The 16967-nt window shown below is 46.1% G+C and carries 9 protein-coding genes and 1 pseudogene; 7 read left to right on the forward strand and 3 right to left on the reverse strand.

The genetic code is table 11. The annotated features are described in order from the left end of the window. Positions 1-3066 carry a SusC/RagA family TonB-linked outer membrane protein gene (locus ADJ77_RS05565; protein WP_025077835.1) on the reverse strand — a complete coding sequence of 1022 codons (3066 nt, stop codon included), beginning with the start codon at positions 3064-3066 and terminating at the stop codon, positions 1-3. A gap of 281 nt (positions 3067-3347) precedes the next feature. Between ADJ77_RS05565 and ADJ77_RS05570 the strand changes: the two genes are divergently transcribed. From ADJ77_RS05570 to ADJ77_RS05600, 7 genes and pseudogenes are all read left to right on the forward strand, one after another. Then, on the forward strand, positions 3348-4373 hold the full coding sequence (locus tag ADJ77_RS05570) for a LacI family DNA-binding transcriptional regulator (protein ID WP_025077834.1): 1026 nt from the start codon (positions 3348-3350) through the stop codon (positions 4371-4373). 174 nt (positions 4374-4547) lie between these two features. Next, positions 4548-5876, forward strand: a complete 1329-nt coding sequence (locus ADJ77_RS05575; RefSeq protein ID WP_025077833.1) for an MFS transporter — start codon at positions 4548-4550, stop codon at positions 5874-5876. A gap of 599 nt (positions 5877-6475) precedes the next feature. Continuing rightward, positions 6476-9169 (forward strand): 4-alpha-glucanotransferase, encoded by a 2694-nt coding sequence (locus ADJ77_RS05580; protein WP_050696117.1) that lies wholly within the window; start codon positions 6476-6478, stop codon positions 9167-9169. 362 nt (positions 9170-9531) lie between these two features. Continuing rightward, positions 9532-11445, forward strand: a complete 1914-nt coding sequence (pulA, locus tag ADJ77_RS05585; protein WP_050696118.1) for a type I pullulanase — start codon at positions 9532-9534, stop codon at positions 11443-11445. A 152-nt stretch (positions 11446-11597) separates the two neighbouring features. Then, entirely contained in the window at positions 11598-13577 is a 1980-nt protein-coding gene (locus ADJ77_RS05590) for a glycoside hydrolase family 13 protein (protein WP_050696119.1), read from the forward strand. Between the two features lie 289 nt (positions 13578-13866). Then, a pseudogene (locus tag ADJ77_RS05595) lies at positions 13867-14443 on the forward strand (zeta toxin family protein). After that, positions 14433-14615 (forward strand): hypothetical protein, encoded by a 183-nt coding sequence (locus ADJ77_RS05600; protein WP_025079195.1) that lies wholly within the window; start codon positions 14433-14435, stop codon positions 14613-14615. The pseudogene ADJ77_RS05595 and the gene ADJ77_RS05600 overlap by 11 nt, the downstream one beginning before the upstream one ends. A 123-nt stretch (positions 14616-14738) precedes the next feature. Here ADJ77_RS05600 and ADJ77_RS05605 read toward each other — a convergent pair whose 3' ends face one another. Together ADJ77_RS05605 and ADJ77_RS05610 are read right to left on the reverse strand one after the other, a co-directional pair. After that, positions 14739-15266: a DUF6646 family protein gene (locus ADJ77_RS05605; protein WP_025079196.1), complete on the reverse strand. Its 528-nt coding sequence runs from the start codon at positions 15264-15266 to the stop codon at positions 14739-14741. A gap of 13 nt (positions 15267-15279) precedes the next feature. Beyond that, positions 15280-16728 carry a hypothetical protein gene (locus ADJ77_RS05610; protein ID WP_050696120.1) on the reverse strand — a complete coding sequence of 483 codons (1449 nt, stop codon included), beginning with the start codon at positions 16726-16728 and terminating at the stop codon, positions 15280-15282. Positions 16729-16967 lie beyond the last annotated feature (239 nt).

Below are 16967 nucleotides of genomic sequence, written 5' to 3' on the forward strand. Positions count from 1 at the left end.
TTAGAAATTCAGATTCAGACCCAGGATGAATGAGATTGGACGTGGGTAGAGATTGTTGTCAATACCGTTGAACACCTCTGGATCAAGACCTTTATACTTGGTGAGACAGAACACGTTGTTGACTGTTCCGTAAACACGACCAGAGATACCGTTCCATGAACCCTGCTTGAGAAGGTTAGCGAAGCTGTAACCCAAGGTTACGTTGTCCATCTTCAGGAAAGAAGCATTCTGAACCCAGTAGTCAGTCTGTGTTGATGTAGGGTCGTATGAACGCCAGTTGTCAGCCAGTACATCTGAAGGACGGTTCACGAGATACTTGCTCTTTACATACAGTTCTGAATTTGACATATTGGAAGAGCTTGCATAAGTATCGTTGTAAACATAGTTGCCAAGACTTGCACGGAGCGCAAAGCCGAGGTCCCAGTTACGGTACTCGAAACGAGAAGCGAAGCCCATCGTTACTGGAGCAGCAGGTGCCTTGTAGTAATACTTATCATCATCGGTAATCTTGCCGTCGCCATTGCGGTCAACAACAACACCCTCCAACGCCTTTCCGTTCTTGTCGTATGCCTGCTGGAATACGTGGAAAGAGTTGATTGTATTGCCTACGTGCTGTGCCTGGATATTACCACCTGTACCGGCAGAGATACCGCCTGTAGGTACGAAATAGTTAGGATTGTCGCCACCGTTGAGCTTGGTAATCTTGTTATAGTTATAGGTGAAGTTGTAATCCATTGTCCAGTTGAAGTCCTTGGCATTCACTGCCAGCCAGTGGATACTTGTCTCCACACCTGTATTGAACATTGAACCGATGTTGGTCATCACCTTATTACGGAAGTTAGAACCTGCTGACACATCTGCTGTGTTAAGGAGGTCGTTGGTCTTGCGGTAATACCAGTCGATGGTACCAGTAAGACGCTGCTTGAGAATACCCCAGTCAAGTCCTATATTATAAGAGGTGGTTGTCTCCCACTTCAGACTTGGGTCGTATGCCTTTGGACGAGCCAGAGAACCGTCACCGGTAAGTGGATAGTAAGATTCGTTACCAGTATTCATTTCATATACGGCGAAGTAGTTGTAGTCGCCGATACCTTCCTGCTGACCTGTCATACCCCAGCTGAGACGCAGCTTCAGGTCTGACAGCCAGTCAATCTTCTTAAACATATTCTCTTCATTGATACGCCATGCGAAAGCGAAAGAAGGGAATACAGCCCAGTGATCCTGGAAACGTGAAGAACCATCATCACGTACTGTTGCTGTTACCATGTAACGACCATCCATCAAAGACCAGTTTGCACGACCGAAGAATGACACGAGATAGTTCTCTGTTGCATAATAATAAGGAGCATAGTTACGTTGTTTCCCAGCAAGATTTGCATCATTATTGGTCTTTGGATAGTAGCTCCAGTAAGCGTTTTTGGTGTTATGCCAGAAGTGAGCCCACTCATAACCTGCCATAATATCAAAGTGGTTCTTTGCCTTGTCGTTGAAGTCATGGTAGTACTGAGCGTAAGCAGAGAGCTGCATATTGCGCTTCAACTGTGTTTCCCATCCGTATGAACCATAGTAGATTGCCTGCGGAGAAGCTGGGTCAACATCCGTTACCTGACGTCCCTTTGCTACATCAAGACCTGCAGTAACGTGGAGACGGAGATCCTCAAAGCCATGTACCTTATAGTCAATGTCAGCACTTCCGAGGAAGTCGCGGCTGATAGCACGGTCGTTCTTCAGGTTGAGAATTGACACTGGGTTCTTTGTAGCCAGATTATAATAGGTCTTTGGCCAGCTGCTGTCATTAAGCGCTGTACCGTCATCAAGCCACTGGTAGTAGCCACCGAACTTCTCATATCCAGCCGCATATACAGGCTGTGTCGGGTCAAACTGACGTGCGGCCTTGATAGCCTCACCATCAGCAAAGCGGTTCTTTGTCCACATTCCCTTAGCATTCAATGTCACTTTCAAGTGATCGTTCAAGAGAGAAGGGCTCAATGTCAACGCACCCGTGAAACGCTCGAAGTTAGAAGTCTTGATGATACCCTGCTGGTTTGTGTATCCTGCACTGACACGATAAGGCAACCAGTTAGCAGCCTGACCAGATACAGCTACGTTATGATCGTGGCTGATAGCAGTACGGAAGATTTCATCCTGCCAGTTAGTATTGGCATTACCAAGGCGAGAATAAGCTGTTGGAACTTTGTTTCCATTAGAATCAAGGGTGTACAAATCAGTACCGAACTTCTCCTTTATGAGATTACGATACTCATCAGCTGACAACACATCAAGGTTCTTTGACTTCGTACTAACGGTAAAGCTACCGTTATAAGACACCTGCAAGCCACGGCGTCCTTTCTTGGTTGTGATGATGATGACACCATTTGAACCACGAGAACCATAGATAGCTGTAGCAGAAGCATCCTTCAAAACGTTGAAAGACTCAATATCCTGAGGGTTTACAAGAGACAGAGGGTTACTTACACCCTTGACGCCTGTCTGGTCCATAGCCACACCGTCGATGACAATCAACGGGTTGTTAGAAGCATTCAGAGACGAACCACCACGGATACGGATGTTAGAACCGCCACCAGGAGTACCGCCGTCGCTTGTCACACTCACACCGGCAACCTTACCAGCGAGCATGTCCTGCGCATTAACAACAAGACCCTTGTTCTTGCCATCAGGCTTCAGAGCTGTCACAGAACCGGTAAGGTCACTCTTCTTGACTGCACCATAACCAATGACAACGACCTCGTTCATCTGCTGCGCCTGGTCTTCCTGAAGTGTAATTACCATACCATTGGTTGCAGCAACCTGTTGTTTCTGGAAACCAATGTAAGAAATTGTCAAAGTAGCACCTGGCTGTACGTTGACAGAGAAGTTACCATCAAGGTCAGTCACAGTACCATTACTTGTCCCATTAATAAGGACAGAAGCACCAATGACTGGCTCGCCAGTAGCATCCTTCACCTGTCCAGTAATAGTAGACTGCGCAAAGGCACTGACTGAAAGGAACAGACTTAATAATAAAGTCAGCATCCTAACAGGAAATTTGCATTTTACCTGCTTCATCTTTTTTATTGTTAAAGTAATTTATAAATTGATTAAAGTAATATCTGTTTAGCTTTATTATAAGGTAGGTTAATAGCCGTTTCACGGCTTAATCTGATGCAAAGATAGTTGAGTTTAAGCTACTTTGTACTTTTTTTGCTTTGAAAACGTTATTTATATTGCGCAAACGATTGCACAAATAAATATGAGATAAATGAATTGACATAGGTCAAAGAATTTGTGAAAAATATGTATATTTGCGTTATAAAACAAGTAGCAGACTAAAAACAAAGCTAAATCGAATGAGTGACTCAACCAGCATAACGATGAAGGATATAGCACGAGACCTCGGCGTCTCCGTTGCTACCGTGTCGCGTGCACTCAAGGACAGCCCACGTATCTCTGCTGAGAAACGCGAGGAAATAAAGAGGTATGCGCGCGAACATAACTTCTTCCCTAACATCATTGCTGAGAGTCTGCGCAAAAGCAAGGTGCAACCCATCAAAATCATCGGTGTCATCATTCCCCAGCTTAACCACTTCTACTTCTCGTCAATCCTCTCCGGCATTGAGGAAGAAGCCTCATTGCGTGGCTACCGACTCATGGTAGCACAAAGCCAGGAGAACTATGAGAACGAGGTGAACATCTGCCGGGCTTTCTCCGAGAGCAAGGTATGCGGCATCATCGTATCACAAGCCAAGAACACTGCCAAGTACGACCATTTCCAAAGGCTCATCGACCAAGGCGTTCCATTGGTATTCTACGACCGTATCAGTACTGGAGTGAATGCCAGCCGTGTGGTGGTGGATGACTATATGGGTGCATACGCTGCCGTAACACATCTCATCGAAACCGGCTGCAAGCGCATCGCCTACTACGGCACTTCGCTGACAATGGAAATCGGGAAGAACCGTTACAACGGGTATCGTGACGCCTTGCTGAAGCATGGCATGCAACCTGACGACCAGTTGATTAAGAACTGCGACAACAGAGCGGATGCAGAGACTATCACTCCTGATGTGATGCGACTCCCCCAACCGCCTGACGCTTTCTTTGCCGTCAATGACGACACTGCCATCGGCATCCTCTATTCCTGCAAACGCATGGGATTCCATATCCCAGAAGACGTCTCAATCTGCGGTTTCACCAACGGACAGCGTGCCATTGCCTGTGACCCGATGCTGACGACTGTCGAACAACGAGGCATCCGCGTAGGCGAAGAAGCTGCCAGCATCCTCATTGACCAGGTGGAAGGAACGCTGCCAAAGGACAAGGTGGAGAAGCGGGTGGTGAGAACAAGGCTGATTATCAGAGGGACAACAAGGTAAATGAGAACCTCCCCAGCCCCTCCGATGGAGGTGAGTGCCTAACGGGAGAGAGGAAGGGTATTGGGCTAATTAGCCTTATTTGCCCAATTTGCCACATTAGCTTTATTAGCCCTATTAGCCTTATTAGGCAAATAAGCCTGATGACCCAATAAAATTCTAAAATACAACATAACAATGAAACAAAAACCTAATTTAAGTTTCTGGCAACTATGGAATCTCAGCTTCGGATTCTTCGGAGTGCAGATTGCCTACGCACTGCAGAGTGCAAACATCTCCCGCATCTTTGCAACATTAGGTGCCGACCCGCATAAGCTCAGCTATTTCTGGATACTACCGCCATTGATGGGTATCGTCGTGCAGCCGATTGTCGGAACACTCTCCGACAAGACGTGGACACGCTTCGGCCGCCGCATCCCTTATCTCTTCGTCGGTGCAGCCGTTGCCGTTCTCGTGATGTGCCTGCTGCCCAATGCCGGTTCGTTCGGCATGGCTGTCTCAACAGCTATGGTGTTTGGACTAATCTCATTGATGTTCCTTGACACAAGCATCAACATGGCTATGCAGCCATTTAAGATGCTGGTGGGCGATATGGTCAACGAAAAGCAGAAGACACTCGCCTACTCCATCCAGAGCTTCCTCTGCAATGCTGGCTCTATTGCCGGCTACGTCTTCCCGTTCTTCTTCACCTTCTTAGGTATCTCAAACCAGGCCCCATCAGGCGTAATTCCCGACTCTGTGGTCTATTCTTTCTATATCGGTGCAGCCATCCTCATCCTATGCGTGCTCTATACAACAGCCAAAGTGAAGGAGATGCCACCACAGGAATATGCAGAATACCACAGTGTAAAGAAGGCTGAAAATGAATCGAAGGCAAGTATGATTACCCTTCTGAAGAATGCGCCGTCTACTTTTTGGAAGGTGGGACTGGTACAGTTCTTCTGCTGGTTTGCCTTTATGTATATGTGGACCTACACCAACGGAACCGTGGCTGCCAACTGCTGGGGCGTTGACATGTTTGCTGCTGACGCCACGACCACCACAGGTTATCAGGAGGCCGGCAACTGGGTGGGAATCCTGTTTGCCGTACAGGCTATCGGCTCTGTGCTCTGGGCAATGGTTCTTCCACAGTTCAAGAACCGCAAACTGGCATACGCACTCTCCCTCGTCTTGGGTGCTGCCGGCTTTGTCCTCGCAGCCTTCGTACACGACCAGTACATGATGTTCATTCCGTTCATCCTCATCGGATGTGCCTGGGCAGCAATGCTTGCCATGCCCTTCACCTTCGTCACGAACGCACTGGAGGGCTATGGACACATGGGAGCTTACCTCGGACTCTTCAACGGAACCATCTGCATCCCGCAGATTATCGCAGCAGCCGTCGGTGGCGTTCTTCTTCAGATGGTTGGCTCCGTGCAGAGCAACATGATGATTCTGGCTGGCGTAGCCCTCTTCCTCGGTGCACTTTCCGTTGGAATCATCAAGGACCGCCGTTCTACTGAATAAGAAAACAATCCTTTTTATAATCTCTCTGAACTTAAAAGGTGTACTGAAAAGCGTTTCAGCACACCTTTTTCTTTTCTATCAACGTTGTCCACGCCTCTTACCGCCCCCCAAAAGCAAGAGCCCTTTGTTTGCCTTAATTATTCCATTCCACATCATCTTCCAATTTTTCATCATGAAAAGAAATGATAAGCCATCGAGAGTTCAATGGAAAAGAGGCGTAATTAACTATGCAAACAAATAGGTTTCAACAGCTAATGAACATCCTCCTACGAATTCACTATCCGCAACTTACAAATATTATAGTCCCTATCACAAAATTCGTTTACCATTTCTAACGACTGTGCTACAGCCCAGCACGAATGGTGCTTGGCGTGCGCACCATTGGTGCTGAGCACCGACACGCAAGCGAAATATCGTCAGAAAGCAGCGCAAAGCAGGTTTTATCTATACTTATAGAGTGATAGTTTATTAGCCATGAACTATCAACAATTTACCATCATGCAAACGATTGCACAAGAATTGATTTAAATCATTTGAAAGGCTATTGCTTTTTCTGATTAATATTCTTATCTTTGACGAAAAATAACTATCCCAACTCTATGAACATACAGTTTCACATAGACTATCAGACCTACTACGGACAAGACCTTGTCCTGAATGTTATTACGGGTCGACATAACGGGGCCGCAGAGACCTCACAGTATAGAATGCGCACTGCTGACGGCTACCACTGGGAGGTGGAAGTCAAGAAGGACGCAAAGCCAGGGACGCAGATTGACTACTTCTACAGTATTCTCCGTGGTGACAATGAAGAACGGAGAGAATGGGGAGTAACGAACCATCGACTGGACTTTGACACCGAACGGAGTCTGAACTACCGTGTTTACGACCACTGGAGCGATATTCCTGACAATGCCTTCCTCTACGCTTCTGCCATTACCGACTGTGTCGTGGGGAAAAAGCTGATGAAGGCTAAGCTCAACAACTACAACAAGGCGGTCACGCTGAAAGTGCGTGCGCCACAGTTAGGCGATGCTGACGAGCTTTATCTCGTAGGCGCTGAGCCGGCACTGGGTGCATGGAACGTGAAGAAGGCACTGAAGATGGTACAGCACAACATCAATGAGTGGAGCCTCACCTTGGATGGAACGAAACTTGCCGGCAACCAGATAGAAGTAAAATTCTTCATCAAACGCAATGACAGCAACGAGAACATTGTATGGGAGTACAGCGACAACCGCACGCTGACATTGCCGACAATGGATGAAGGCGATGTCGTTGTATATGAGTTGGCAGAGGCATCCTTCCCGCTTCCAGCTGTCCGTGTTGCCGGAACATTGGTACCGGTATTCTCACTCCGTTCACAGACGAGCTTCGGTATCGGCGACTTTGGCGACCTGAAAAAGATGGTTGACTGGGTAAGCATGACCAACCAGCGTGCGCTGCAGATTCTTCCCATCAATGATACGACCATCACTCACACTTGGACTGACTCTTATCCGTATAGCTGTATCTCTATCTTTGCCCTCCATCCACAGTATGCTGACCTTACAGCATTGCCTGCTTTGAAGGACAAGAAACAGCAGGAGAAGTTCGAGACACTGCGCAAAGAGCTCAATGCGCTGCCACAGATTGATTATGAGCGTGTCAACGATGCGAAGACTGAATATCTCCGTCTGCTCTTTGAACAGGAAGGTGCTAAGGTGCTCGAAAGCACTGCTTTCAAGACATTCTTTGCTGAAACGGAGAGTTGGCTCGTACCATACGCACAGTATTCATATATGAGAGACAAGTTCGGAACAGCCGATTTCTCTCGCTGGGCTGACCATAAGCAATGGGATGAGGCTGACCGCAAGGCGTTGTCTAACCCTAAGGACAAGGCTTATAAAGAGGTAGCTTTCTTCTATTACGTACAGTTCGTGCTGAGTACTCAGCTGAAAGCAGTGCACGAATATGCACAGGCACATAAGATTATCCTCAAGGGTGATATTCCTATCGGTGTCAACCGCTATGGCTGTGACGTATGGACAGAACCTCGTTACTTCAACCTTAACGGTCAGGCAGGTGCACCACCCGATGACTTCTCGGTAAACGGTCAGAACTGGGGGTTCCCTACTTACAACTGGGATGAGATGATAAAGGACGGTTGCCAGTGGTGGGTAAACCGCTTCCAGAACATGGCACGGTACTTTGATGCTTACCGCATCGACCACGTTCTCGGCTTCTTCCGCATCTGGGAGATTCCAGTTCATTCGGTACATGGTCTACTCGGTCAGTTCTCTCCATCACTCGGTATGAGCCGTGAGGAGATTGAAGGCTACGGTCTGCACTGGCAGGAGGAACTCTTTACAGAGCCGTTTATTGCCGACTGGGTGCTCGACCGCATCTTCCGTGAGCACGCTGATGAGGTACGACAGAAGTATGTTGAACACGTATGGGGCGACAGATACAAGATGCGTCCGGAGTATGATACACAGCGAAAGGTTGAAAAGGCATTTGCTGGTAAGAACTCTGACGTTGACATCTGGCTGCGTGACGGGCTTTACGCATTGATTAGTAATGTTCTATTCGTTCGTGACCACAAGGATGCTAATCGTTTCCATCCACGTATCTGCGTACAGTTCGACTTCATTTACGAAAGTCTCTACGACAGCGACAAGGCTGTATTCAACAAGCTCTACAACGATTACTACTATCGTCGCAACAACCAGTTCTGGTATCAGGAGGCAATGAAGAAGTTGCCTAAGTTGGTAAATGCGACCCGTATGCTTGTCTGTGCGGAAGACTTGGGAATGGTTCCTGACAGCGTAGCGTGGGTGATGAACGAGCTGCGTATTCTCAGCCTTGAGATTCAGAGTATGCCAAAGGACCCTAAAGTACGCTTCGGTCATCTTGGCGAAAACCCTTACCGCAGCGTCAGCACCATCTCTACACACGATATGGCAACACTACGTCAGTGGTGGGATGAAGACTGGGCACGCACGCAGGATTACTTTAATAGTATGCTTCATCGTGGTGGTCCGGCACCTCATCCACTGCCAGGTTGGTTGGCAAGAGACGTCGTAAGCCGTCACCTTACATCGCCAAGCATGCTCTGCATCCTCGGTATTCAGGACTGGATGAGCATTGACGAGGAACTCCGTTTGGCTGACCCTGATGCCGAACGTATCAATGTTCCGGCCAATCCAAAGCATTACTGGCGTTACCGTATGCACGTCAGCATCGAGGATCTGATGAAGAACAAGGCTTTCAACGAACAGATAACAGACCTCCTCTATCAGGCTGGTCGATAACAAGAATAGGTGATGATGGATATTATTATTTTTATAACTGTCCATCATCACCTAATATCTAACACCCAACACCTAACATCCAATTCATCATCACCCATCATTCAACACCCAACACCTATCATCCAATTCACCATCACCCAATTCACCATCACCCATCATTCAACACCCAACACCTATCATCCAATTCACCATCACCCATCATTCAACACCCAACACCTATCACCCAATTCATCATCACCCATCATTCAACACCCAACACTTATCACCCAATTCATCATCACCCATCATTCAACACCCAACACCTATCATCCAATTCACCATCACCCATCATTCAACACCCAACACCTAACATTCAACACCCAATGAAAATAAAATATAAACTTGCAGCATCTGTTGCTGCTTTCATATTCTCGCAGAACGTTGCAGCACAGCAGCGATTCAACGAGATGACCTATTCTCCAAGTGAGACGACTTTCCGTCTCAACGCTCCCTCTAAGCCAACGCTCCGCCTTTATGAGGCAGGACGAGGTGGAAAAGCCTATAAGAAAGTGAAACTTATGCCCAATGGCGATAACACCTGGACGGCAACCGTGAAGGGAGACCTCAAAGGTAAGTTCTATACATTCGACATCGGACGTGGTGAAACACCGGGTGTCTTTGCCAAAGCGGTAGGCTGCAATGGCGGTCGTGGTGCCGTTATTGATATGAAGGAGACCAACCCGGCAGGCTGGGAGAACGATCGTCGCGTACCAACCAAGAGTCCGGCAGACCTTGTTATCTATGAGTTGCACCACCGTGACTTCTCTATTGACCCTTCATCGGGCTTGATGCACAAGGGTAAATACCTCGCCCTGACCGAGCAGAAGGCTATTGACCACTTGAAGAAACTGGGTGTTAACGCTGTACATATCCTCCCATCGTTCGACTTTGCATCGGTAGATGAATCCAAGCCAGACGTGCCACAGTATAATTGGGGATATGACCCATTGAACTATAACGTACCAGAGGGTAGCTATTCCTATGATGCCAACCTGCCGACACGTCGTATTATGGAGTTCAAACAGATGGTGCAGGCATTGCACAAGGCAGGTATCAGAGTTATCCTTGACGTTGTTTACAACCACACTTTCGACCTTGCAAACAGCAACTTTGAGCGCACTTACCCTAAGGCTTACTACCGATACAATGCTGATGGTACGCCATCAAACGGCTCGGGATGCGGCAATGAGACAGCAAGTGAGCGTCCTTTGATGCATGATTATATGCTGGAGTCAATGAAATACTGGGTGAACGAGTATCACATTGATGGTTTCCGTGTAGACCTTATGGGTGTGCATGACATCCAGACAATGAACGATATCCGTCGTGAACTAAATGCCATCGCCCCTGAGATATTTGTCTATGGCGAGGGATGGAGTGCAGGTTCTTGTGCTTATCCACACGAGAAGCTGGCGATGAAAGCTGCTGTTCCACAGATGCCGGGCATCGCAGCCTTCTCTGATGACATCCGTGATGCATTGCGTGGACCTTTCTCTGACGACCATAAGCCCGGTTTCCTTGGTGGCGTTACAGGTCTGGAAGAAAGTTTGAAAGCAGGTATTGCAGGTATGATTGACCATCCGCAGGTAGACTATTCAAAGGTGAACTATTCCAAGAAACCTTATGCCCTTGAACCCACTCAGATGATTTCTTATGTCAGCTGCCACGATGATATGTGCCTTGTTGACCGTCTGAAGGCTTCCATTCCAGAAGCTGAATACGACGAGAATGAGCTGATTCGTCTGAATCTTCTTGCCCAGACAGCCGTGTTCACATCACAGGGTGTACCCTTTATGCTCGCTGGTGAAGAGATGCTTCGCAACAAGAAGGGCGTGCATAACTCATTTAATTCACCTGACAGTATCAACCACCTCGACTGGAACAACCTCAAGACTTATCCGCAGGTATTCAAGTATTACAGTGGACTCATCAACCTCCGCAAGGCACATCCAGCCTTCCGAATGGGCAGAGCCGACCTCGTTCGCAAGCATCTTGAGTTCCTTCCTGTACAGGACTGCCTGATTGCCTTCCGTCTGAAAGACCATGCTGGCGGCGACAAGTGGAAGAACATCTACATCATCCTCAATGCCAACAAGGAGCTTCGCACCATCAACATCCCTAAGGGACAGTACACAATCGTATGTGCAAACGGCGAAGTCAATGAAGCTGGATTAGGCGAAATGGAAGGTGGAGAGGTAATGGTTGACGGACAGTCTGCCCTTATCCTACACGATTAAGGAACCAAATCCTTCCCCACTTCTCCCTCAAAGGGAGGAGTGTTAACCATTCAGCAGATTATTAATAGCAGTCAAGGGGATTGGGCTCATTGGGCATATTAGCCTAATTAGCCCAATAACTCCAACACCACAGCAGAACAAATTACCTAATAATGAATCTCAAAGAAATAACCAACTATCCTAATCTTCCGCTCTTCCAAAAGGGCTGGAAGATTCTTTTATTCTTACTTCTCTTATCAAGCCCTATGACCGCTCATAATAGTACGGCAAGTTCTAAGAAAGCCAATAACCGCACTGCTGCACCCAACGTAACCCGCATTGACCCTACCAACTGGTACGCTGACATGCAGGATCCGACGTTACAGCTGATGGTATATGGAAAGGATATCAAGTTTGCAGACGTATCTGTAGACTACCCTAATGTAAAGATTGACTCTCTTGTACGCCTCGATTCGCCTAATTATCTCCTTATTTATCTCAACTTAAAAGGGGCAAAACCAGGTGACATAGTCCTTACCTTCTCTAATAAGAATGGTAAAAAGACCACACAGAAATTCCAACTGAAAGCACGTGAGATGGCTGGAGCAGAGCGTAAAGGCTTCGACATTTCGGATGTTCTTTATATGCTGATGCCCGACCGCTTCGCTAACGGTAATCCAAAGAACGACATAATCAAAGGAATGGAAGACCAGCTTTGCAACCGCAACGAGCCAAGTCTGCGCCACGGTGGTGACCTTGAAGGCCTCCGTCAGCATCTCGACTACTTCACCGACCTTGGTGTTACTGCCCTTTGGTTCACACCTGTATTGGAGAATGACCGCCCTGCCGATGATGGCAAATACAGTACCTACCACGGCTACGCCACAACCGACTACTATCGTGTTGACCCTCGCTTCGGCACGAACGAAGAATATAAAGCCCTCATTGACGAATGCCACAAGAAGGGACTGAAGGTGGTTATGGATATGATTTTCAACCATTGTGGCGACTATCATCCTTGGGCTAAGGGAACACGCATTGATGAGAACGGCAAGACTATCAAAGACTATCCTTCAAAAGACTGGTTCAATAGTCCTAACTATGGGCTACAGACAAGCTACAAGCTCACCCCAGTTCTCGACCCATACGCCAGCAAGGTGGATATGGCAGAGACTGTTGACGGATGGTTCGTATCGTCAATGCCCGACCTCAACCAACGCAATCCACACGTAATCAAGTATCTGATTCAGAACTCTATCTGGTGGATTGAGACCGTAGGCATCGACGGAATTCGTATGGATACTTATCCTTACGCCGACCGGAAGGCAATGGCAGAATGGATGAAGGTGCTCGATAAGGAATATCCTAACTTCAACACCGTTGGCGAAACATGGGTAACAGAACCAGCTTACACGGCAGCTTGGCAGAAAGACAGCAAACTCTCCGACATCAACAGCTATCTGAAAACCGTAATGGACTTTGCCTTCTTCGACCGTCTTTCGCAGGCAAAGAACGAGGAAACAGACGACTGGTGGAAGGGATGGAACCGCATTTACAATTCCCTTTGTTATGATTACCTCTACACAGACCCATCTTCTGTGATGGCATTCATCGAGAATCACGATACAGACCGCTTCCTTGGCAATAGCAAGGACTCAACAACTTTGAAGCAGGCATACGCCCTCTTGCTGACAATGAAACGTATTCCACAGCTCTACTATGGCACGGAGATTCTGATGAATGGCACAAAAGAGAAGACAGATGGCAATGTACGTCAGGACTTCCCGGGTGGTTTCCCAGGCGATAAAGTCAACAAGTTCACACGTGAAGGCCGTACCAAAGCAGAGAATACAATGTTTGACTGGACCAGCCGCCTGCTCCATTGGCGACAGAACAACGATGTAATCATCAACGGATCACAGACACAATTCATACCTCACCATGGTGTTTACGTCCTTGCCCGTCAACATAATGGCAAGACAGTTCTCACCATCCTCAATGGCAAGAAGGCTGACAACCAAGTCGACGTAGCCCGATATGCCGAAGTGATAGGCTCACACACCACCGCTACTGATGTCCTCACAGGTGCTACCATAGACCTGACAAAGAACATTCCATTGGGACAGCGACAGGCAATGGTACTCAGTTTTTAATTCCTCTGAAACTTAGGAGGCTTATTTAACAGTTCATTTACCTGTTAGATAAAGCATCTGAACTTTTCATACATATAACATATAGGCAATGACAACCTACTATCTTTGGTTGTCATTGCCTTTATTATCACTTATTATCTATCCGACAAAAGAACAGATAAATAAAGAACTTAGAACTAAGGAAACGATTTCTCTGCAACAAATAAAAGAAGTAAAAAATGATACTACACAATTAATAAAAAATCAACTGACTTGCTTTATTCATAAGAAAAGATTATCTTTGCATCGAATGGTAAAACATTTATATATCATAGCAGGGTGGAATGGGGCTGGAAAGACAACAGCTTCTATGACAATATTACCAAAGACCCTTTTGGTAAAGGAGTTTGTCAATGCCGATGAAATAGCAAAAGGATTGTCACCACTCAACCCTGAAGGTGCAGCCATTGAAGCAGGAAGGTTGATGCTTCAACGAATAGACTACCTCTTAAGAAAAGATGAGTCATTTTCTATTGAGACAACACTTGCAACTCGCTCCTATATTAAACTCGTAGAGAAGGCGCATCAAAGAGGATTCGTAGTCAATCTCTTATTCTTTTGGCTACCATCACCAGAGCTTGCAAGCATACGTGTGACTGAAAGAGTAAGAATATGGTGGACACAACATTCCTAAAGACATAATATACAGAAGATATTTATTGGGACTATCAAATCTGTTCAACTTGTTTATGAACAAGGTTGATATATGGTCAATATATGATAACAGCATACAGCCTAAAGAGCGCATAGCTTTCGGAGGGAATAGTATAAGAACCAGAATTAGTAATAAAGTAAAATTTAGAAAGATAAGAAGTTATGTCAAATAAAGAAATAGAAGCCTATTTGAAAACGATTGAAGAGGGGTTTATTGAGTCAGAACGAATCTTGTTAAAAGAGAAAGCTGCCAACAATGAATCTGTCATTAATTGTGATGAAAACGGTAATATTGTTAGCATTCCAGCGAAAGACATTATTGCCAGAAACCGTCAATATCAATAAAAAGACTATTATTATCCAATAAAGGCTATCGGACACTCCGATAGCCTTTATTGTTTATTTGCATCCAACCTGCACCCACCTGCCCTTCAAGTCATCACAATGAAGCAGCAGACAAAAACAGCATCAGAACGTGATGGTCATACCCAGCGAGAGGGCTGTCTTCCCTTGATAGATAGGTCCATAATCCTCGTCATCACCGAAGGTTTTGAAGAGGTTTTGCCGCACCTGCCCATAGAGTCCGAACGTCTCACTGAAGTTATAGCGCACACCTGCCTGCAAACCACCCGTCCGCAAGCCGACAGAAGCACCAGTATAGATATCCAGTACAGATGGCAGCTTCAGCACTTCCGACCAATGATAATTACCCATAAGGCTGAGGTCATAGCCCACCAGGAAACTATTATCCCCATCACCATGCTTTTTGACGGAGACATAAGTTATCTGACCGCCTAAAGAAACAAAATCACTGAGCGCATAATCAGTTCCCAACTCAAAGCCCGACTTACCCCCGACATTGGCATAACCGCCATAAACTTTCACATCACCTTCTCCGTCCCACGCCTGTGCCTGTGCGCTGCGGGGAACGCAAAGCAGGCAGACAAGCAGCAGAAGCCACTGGCAGAAACAGCGTTTCTCTACGTATTTCATCATCTTCACAGCTCTTTTACTTAATTGTGTACTTTGTAATAGCAAACACTTTACGGCGTTCACCCGTCTTTGCATTCTTCACCACCTGCGTTCCATAGACGAGGAAGTTATCGCCATACCAGTGCTGAGAGTTGGAATAACGCATCTTCTTTACATCCTCATCATCGTTATCCGTCTCCATAATCTCCGATGTACGGTCCTGGATAACATTCCCGTCAGCATTTCTGAAGAGTTTTGAAACCAGTCGGTTCTTATCAGCAAAGAGCAGGTTGACGTTCTTCCCCTTCAAACTTGCTGACACAAAACGCTTCACATACATCGGCATTATACGTGGCTCCATTGGGAAACATTCATCCCATAGCAGATTACCAGCAACATCAAACTTTGCCAGAACAGCGTGCGTATAGTTATAGCCGGCGAAGGTTGTCACCGTCGTATTACCAATCCAGGTCGTACGGTAAACCGGATAAAATGCCTCACCCAGATAGAAGTAATCCTTACCATCTGTCATAATACGGTGCGAAGCCATCAGATACTTAAGCGAATATTCCTTACCTGCCTTCTCAGCCTTTTCCTTTTTGCGTTCAATTTTCGCCTGCTTACGGTCGCTCATATACTCCGTAAAGTTCTTTAGCTTCAAGAAGTTGTAGAACTTGATATTATTAAACCTATCGTCTTTCAACTCTGAGAAGAAGATACCTTCTGCCCCACCTTTCTTTGCCTTTGAGTAAGTTCCAGTGACAAAGAACTTGTTGCCAGCTTTTGAAACCGATGCCGAGATGATACGTTCGGCAATGTCAGCAGTAAGATTGTTTGCGCCTAACTGATTGCCCTGCATATCCATACGAACCAGATAGACGTCGGTCTCAACCCTCACCAGTGCATAGATAGTATTGTCGATTACGGTGTTTTCAAGAACAAAGATATTCTTATCCTTCACTTTCGGGAAGTGGATATCAGCAAAACGGCTATTACCCGTCTTCAGGTCAATGATGCCGATGCGGTCTAATTTCTTCTGCGTTGAGCTGAAGATGACAGCCCCTTTGTCAACAATCAGGTTTCTCATTGTTCCCTTTCGGGTATATTCGCCATCTGTAGTGGTTATTTTTCGTGTTGCAGGGTTGAAAGCAACAATCATAAACGTACCATCCTTCTCACGCAAGACAGTATAGAGCACACCGCCTTCAACCACATCCGAATAGAAATACATTCCCTTGTCAATCAATACCGAATCAGTACTTACCAGTTTCATCGCCGTTGAATAAAACTCAGTCTTAAAATATCGCTTGTCTCCTTTGCAATCCTTAGCAAATGACTGAACAACCAGCCCCTTTTCTTCTACTGGCAGAACAATCTGGTTTTCATAATCAGCACGGTGGGGATACTCAATTCGTCCAATAACTTGGGCTGTCATACTCATTACCTGAGAGCACAACGCAATAACGCATAATAGCAGAGTTCTCATATTACTTTATATTTTATAGTTAATTATTAGTGTTGTCATTATGTCTTCAGAACTTCCATAAAGTTCTATACGATATTTAATTTCAGATATTCATCTTCCCTTTTTAAAAGCGTAGCTTACTTCACACAAAAGTACATTATTTATTGGAAAATCAAAAAGAATTCAAAAAAATATTTATATTCTCCTGTTATTTTCAGCTTAATTAGAAGTTTATACAGGCTATTTGAAGCCCAACAAAC

The organism is Prevotella fusca JCM 17724 (genome assembly GCF_001262015.1).
Taxonomy (GTDB): domain Bacteria; phylum Bacteroidota; class Bacteroidia; order Bacteroidales; family Bacteroidaceae; genus Prevotella; species Prevotella fusca.

What these genes read in the sequence shown, in the direction of transcription:
- ADJ77_RS05565 (WP_025077835.1), bottom strand. Translation starts at nt 3,066, where the DNA reads ATGAAGCAGGTAAAATGCAAATTTCCTGTTAGGATGCTGACTTTATTA.
- ADJ77_RS05570 (WP_025077834.1), top strand. Translation starts at nt 3,348, where the DNA reads ATGAGTGACTCAACCAGCATAACGATGAAGGATATAGCACGAGACCTC.
- ADJ77_RS05575 (WP_025077833.1), top strand. Translation starts at nt 4,548, where the DNA reads ATGAAACAAAAACCTAATTTAAGTTTCTGGCAACTATGGAATCTCAGC.
- ADJ77_RS05580 (WP_050696117.1), top strand. Translation starts at nt 6,476, where the DNA reads ATGAACATACAGTTTCACATAGACTATCAGACCTACTACGGACAAGAC.
- pulA (WP_050696118.1), top strand. Translation starts at nt 9,532, where the DNA reads ATGAAAATAAAATATAAACTTGCAGCATCTGTTGCTGCTTTCATATTC.
- ADJ77_RS05590 (WP_050696119.1), top strand. Translation starts at nt 11,598, where the DNA reads ATGAATCTCAAAGAAATAACCAACTATCCTAATCTTCCGCTCTTCCAA.
- ADJ77_RS05600 (WP_025079195.1), top strand. Translation starts at nt 14,433, where the DNA reads ATGTCAAATAAAGAAATAGAAGCCTATTTGAAAACGATTGAAGAGGGG.
- ADJ77_RS05605 (WP_025079196.1), bottom strand. Translation starts at nt 15,266, where the DNA reads ATGATGAAATACGTAGAGAAACGCTGTTTCTGCCAGTGGCTTCTGCTG.
- ADJ77_RS05610 (WP_050696120.1), bottom strand. Translation starts at nt 16,728, where the DNA reads ATGAGAACTCTGCTATTATGCGTTATTGCGTTGTGCTCTCAGGTAATG.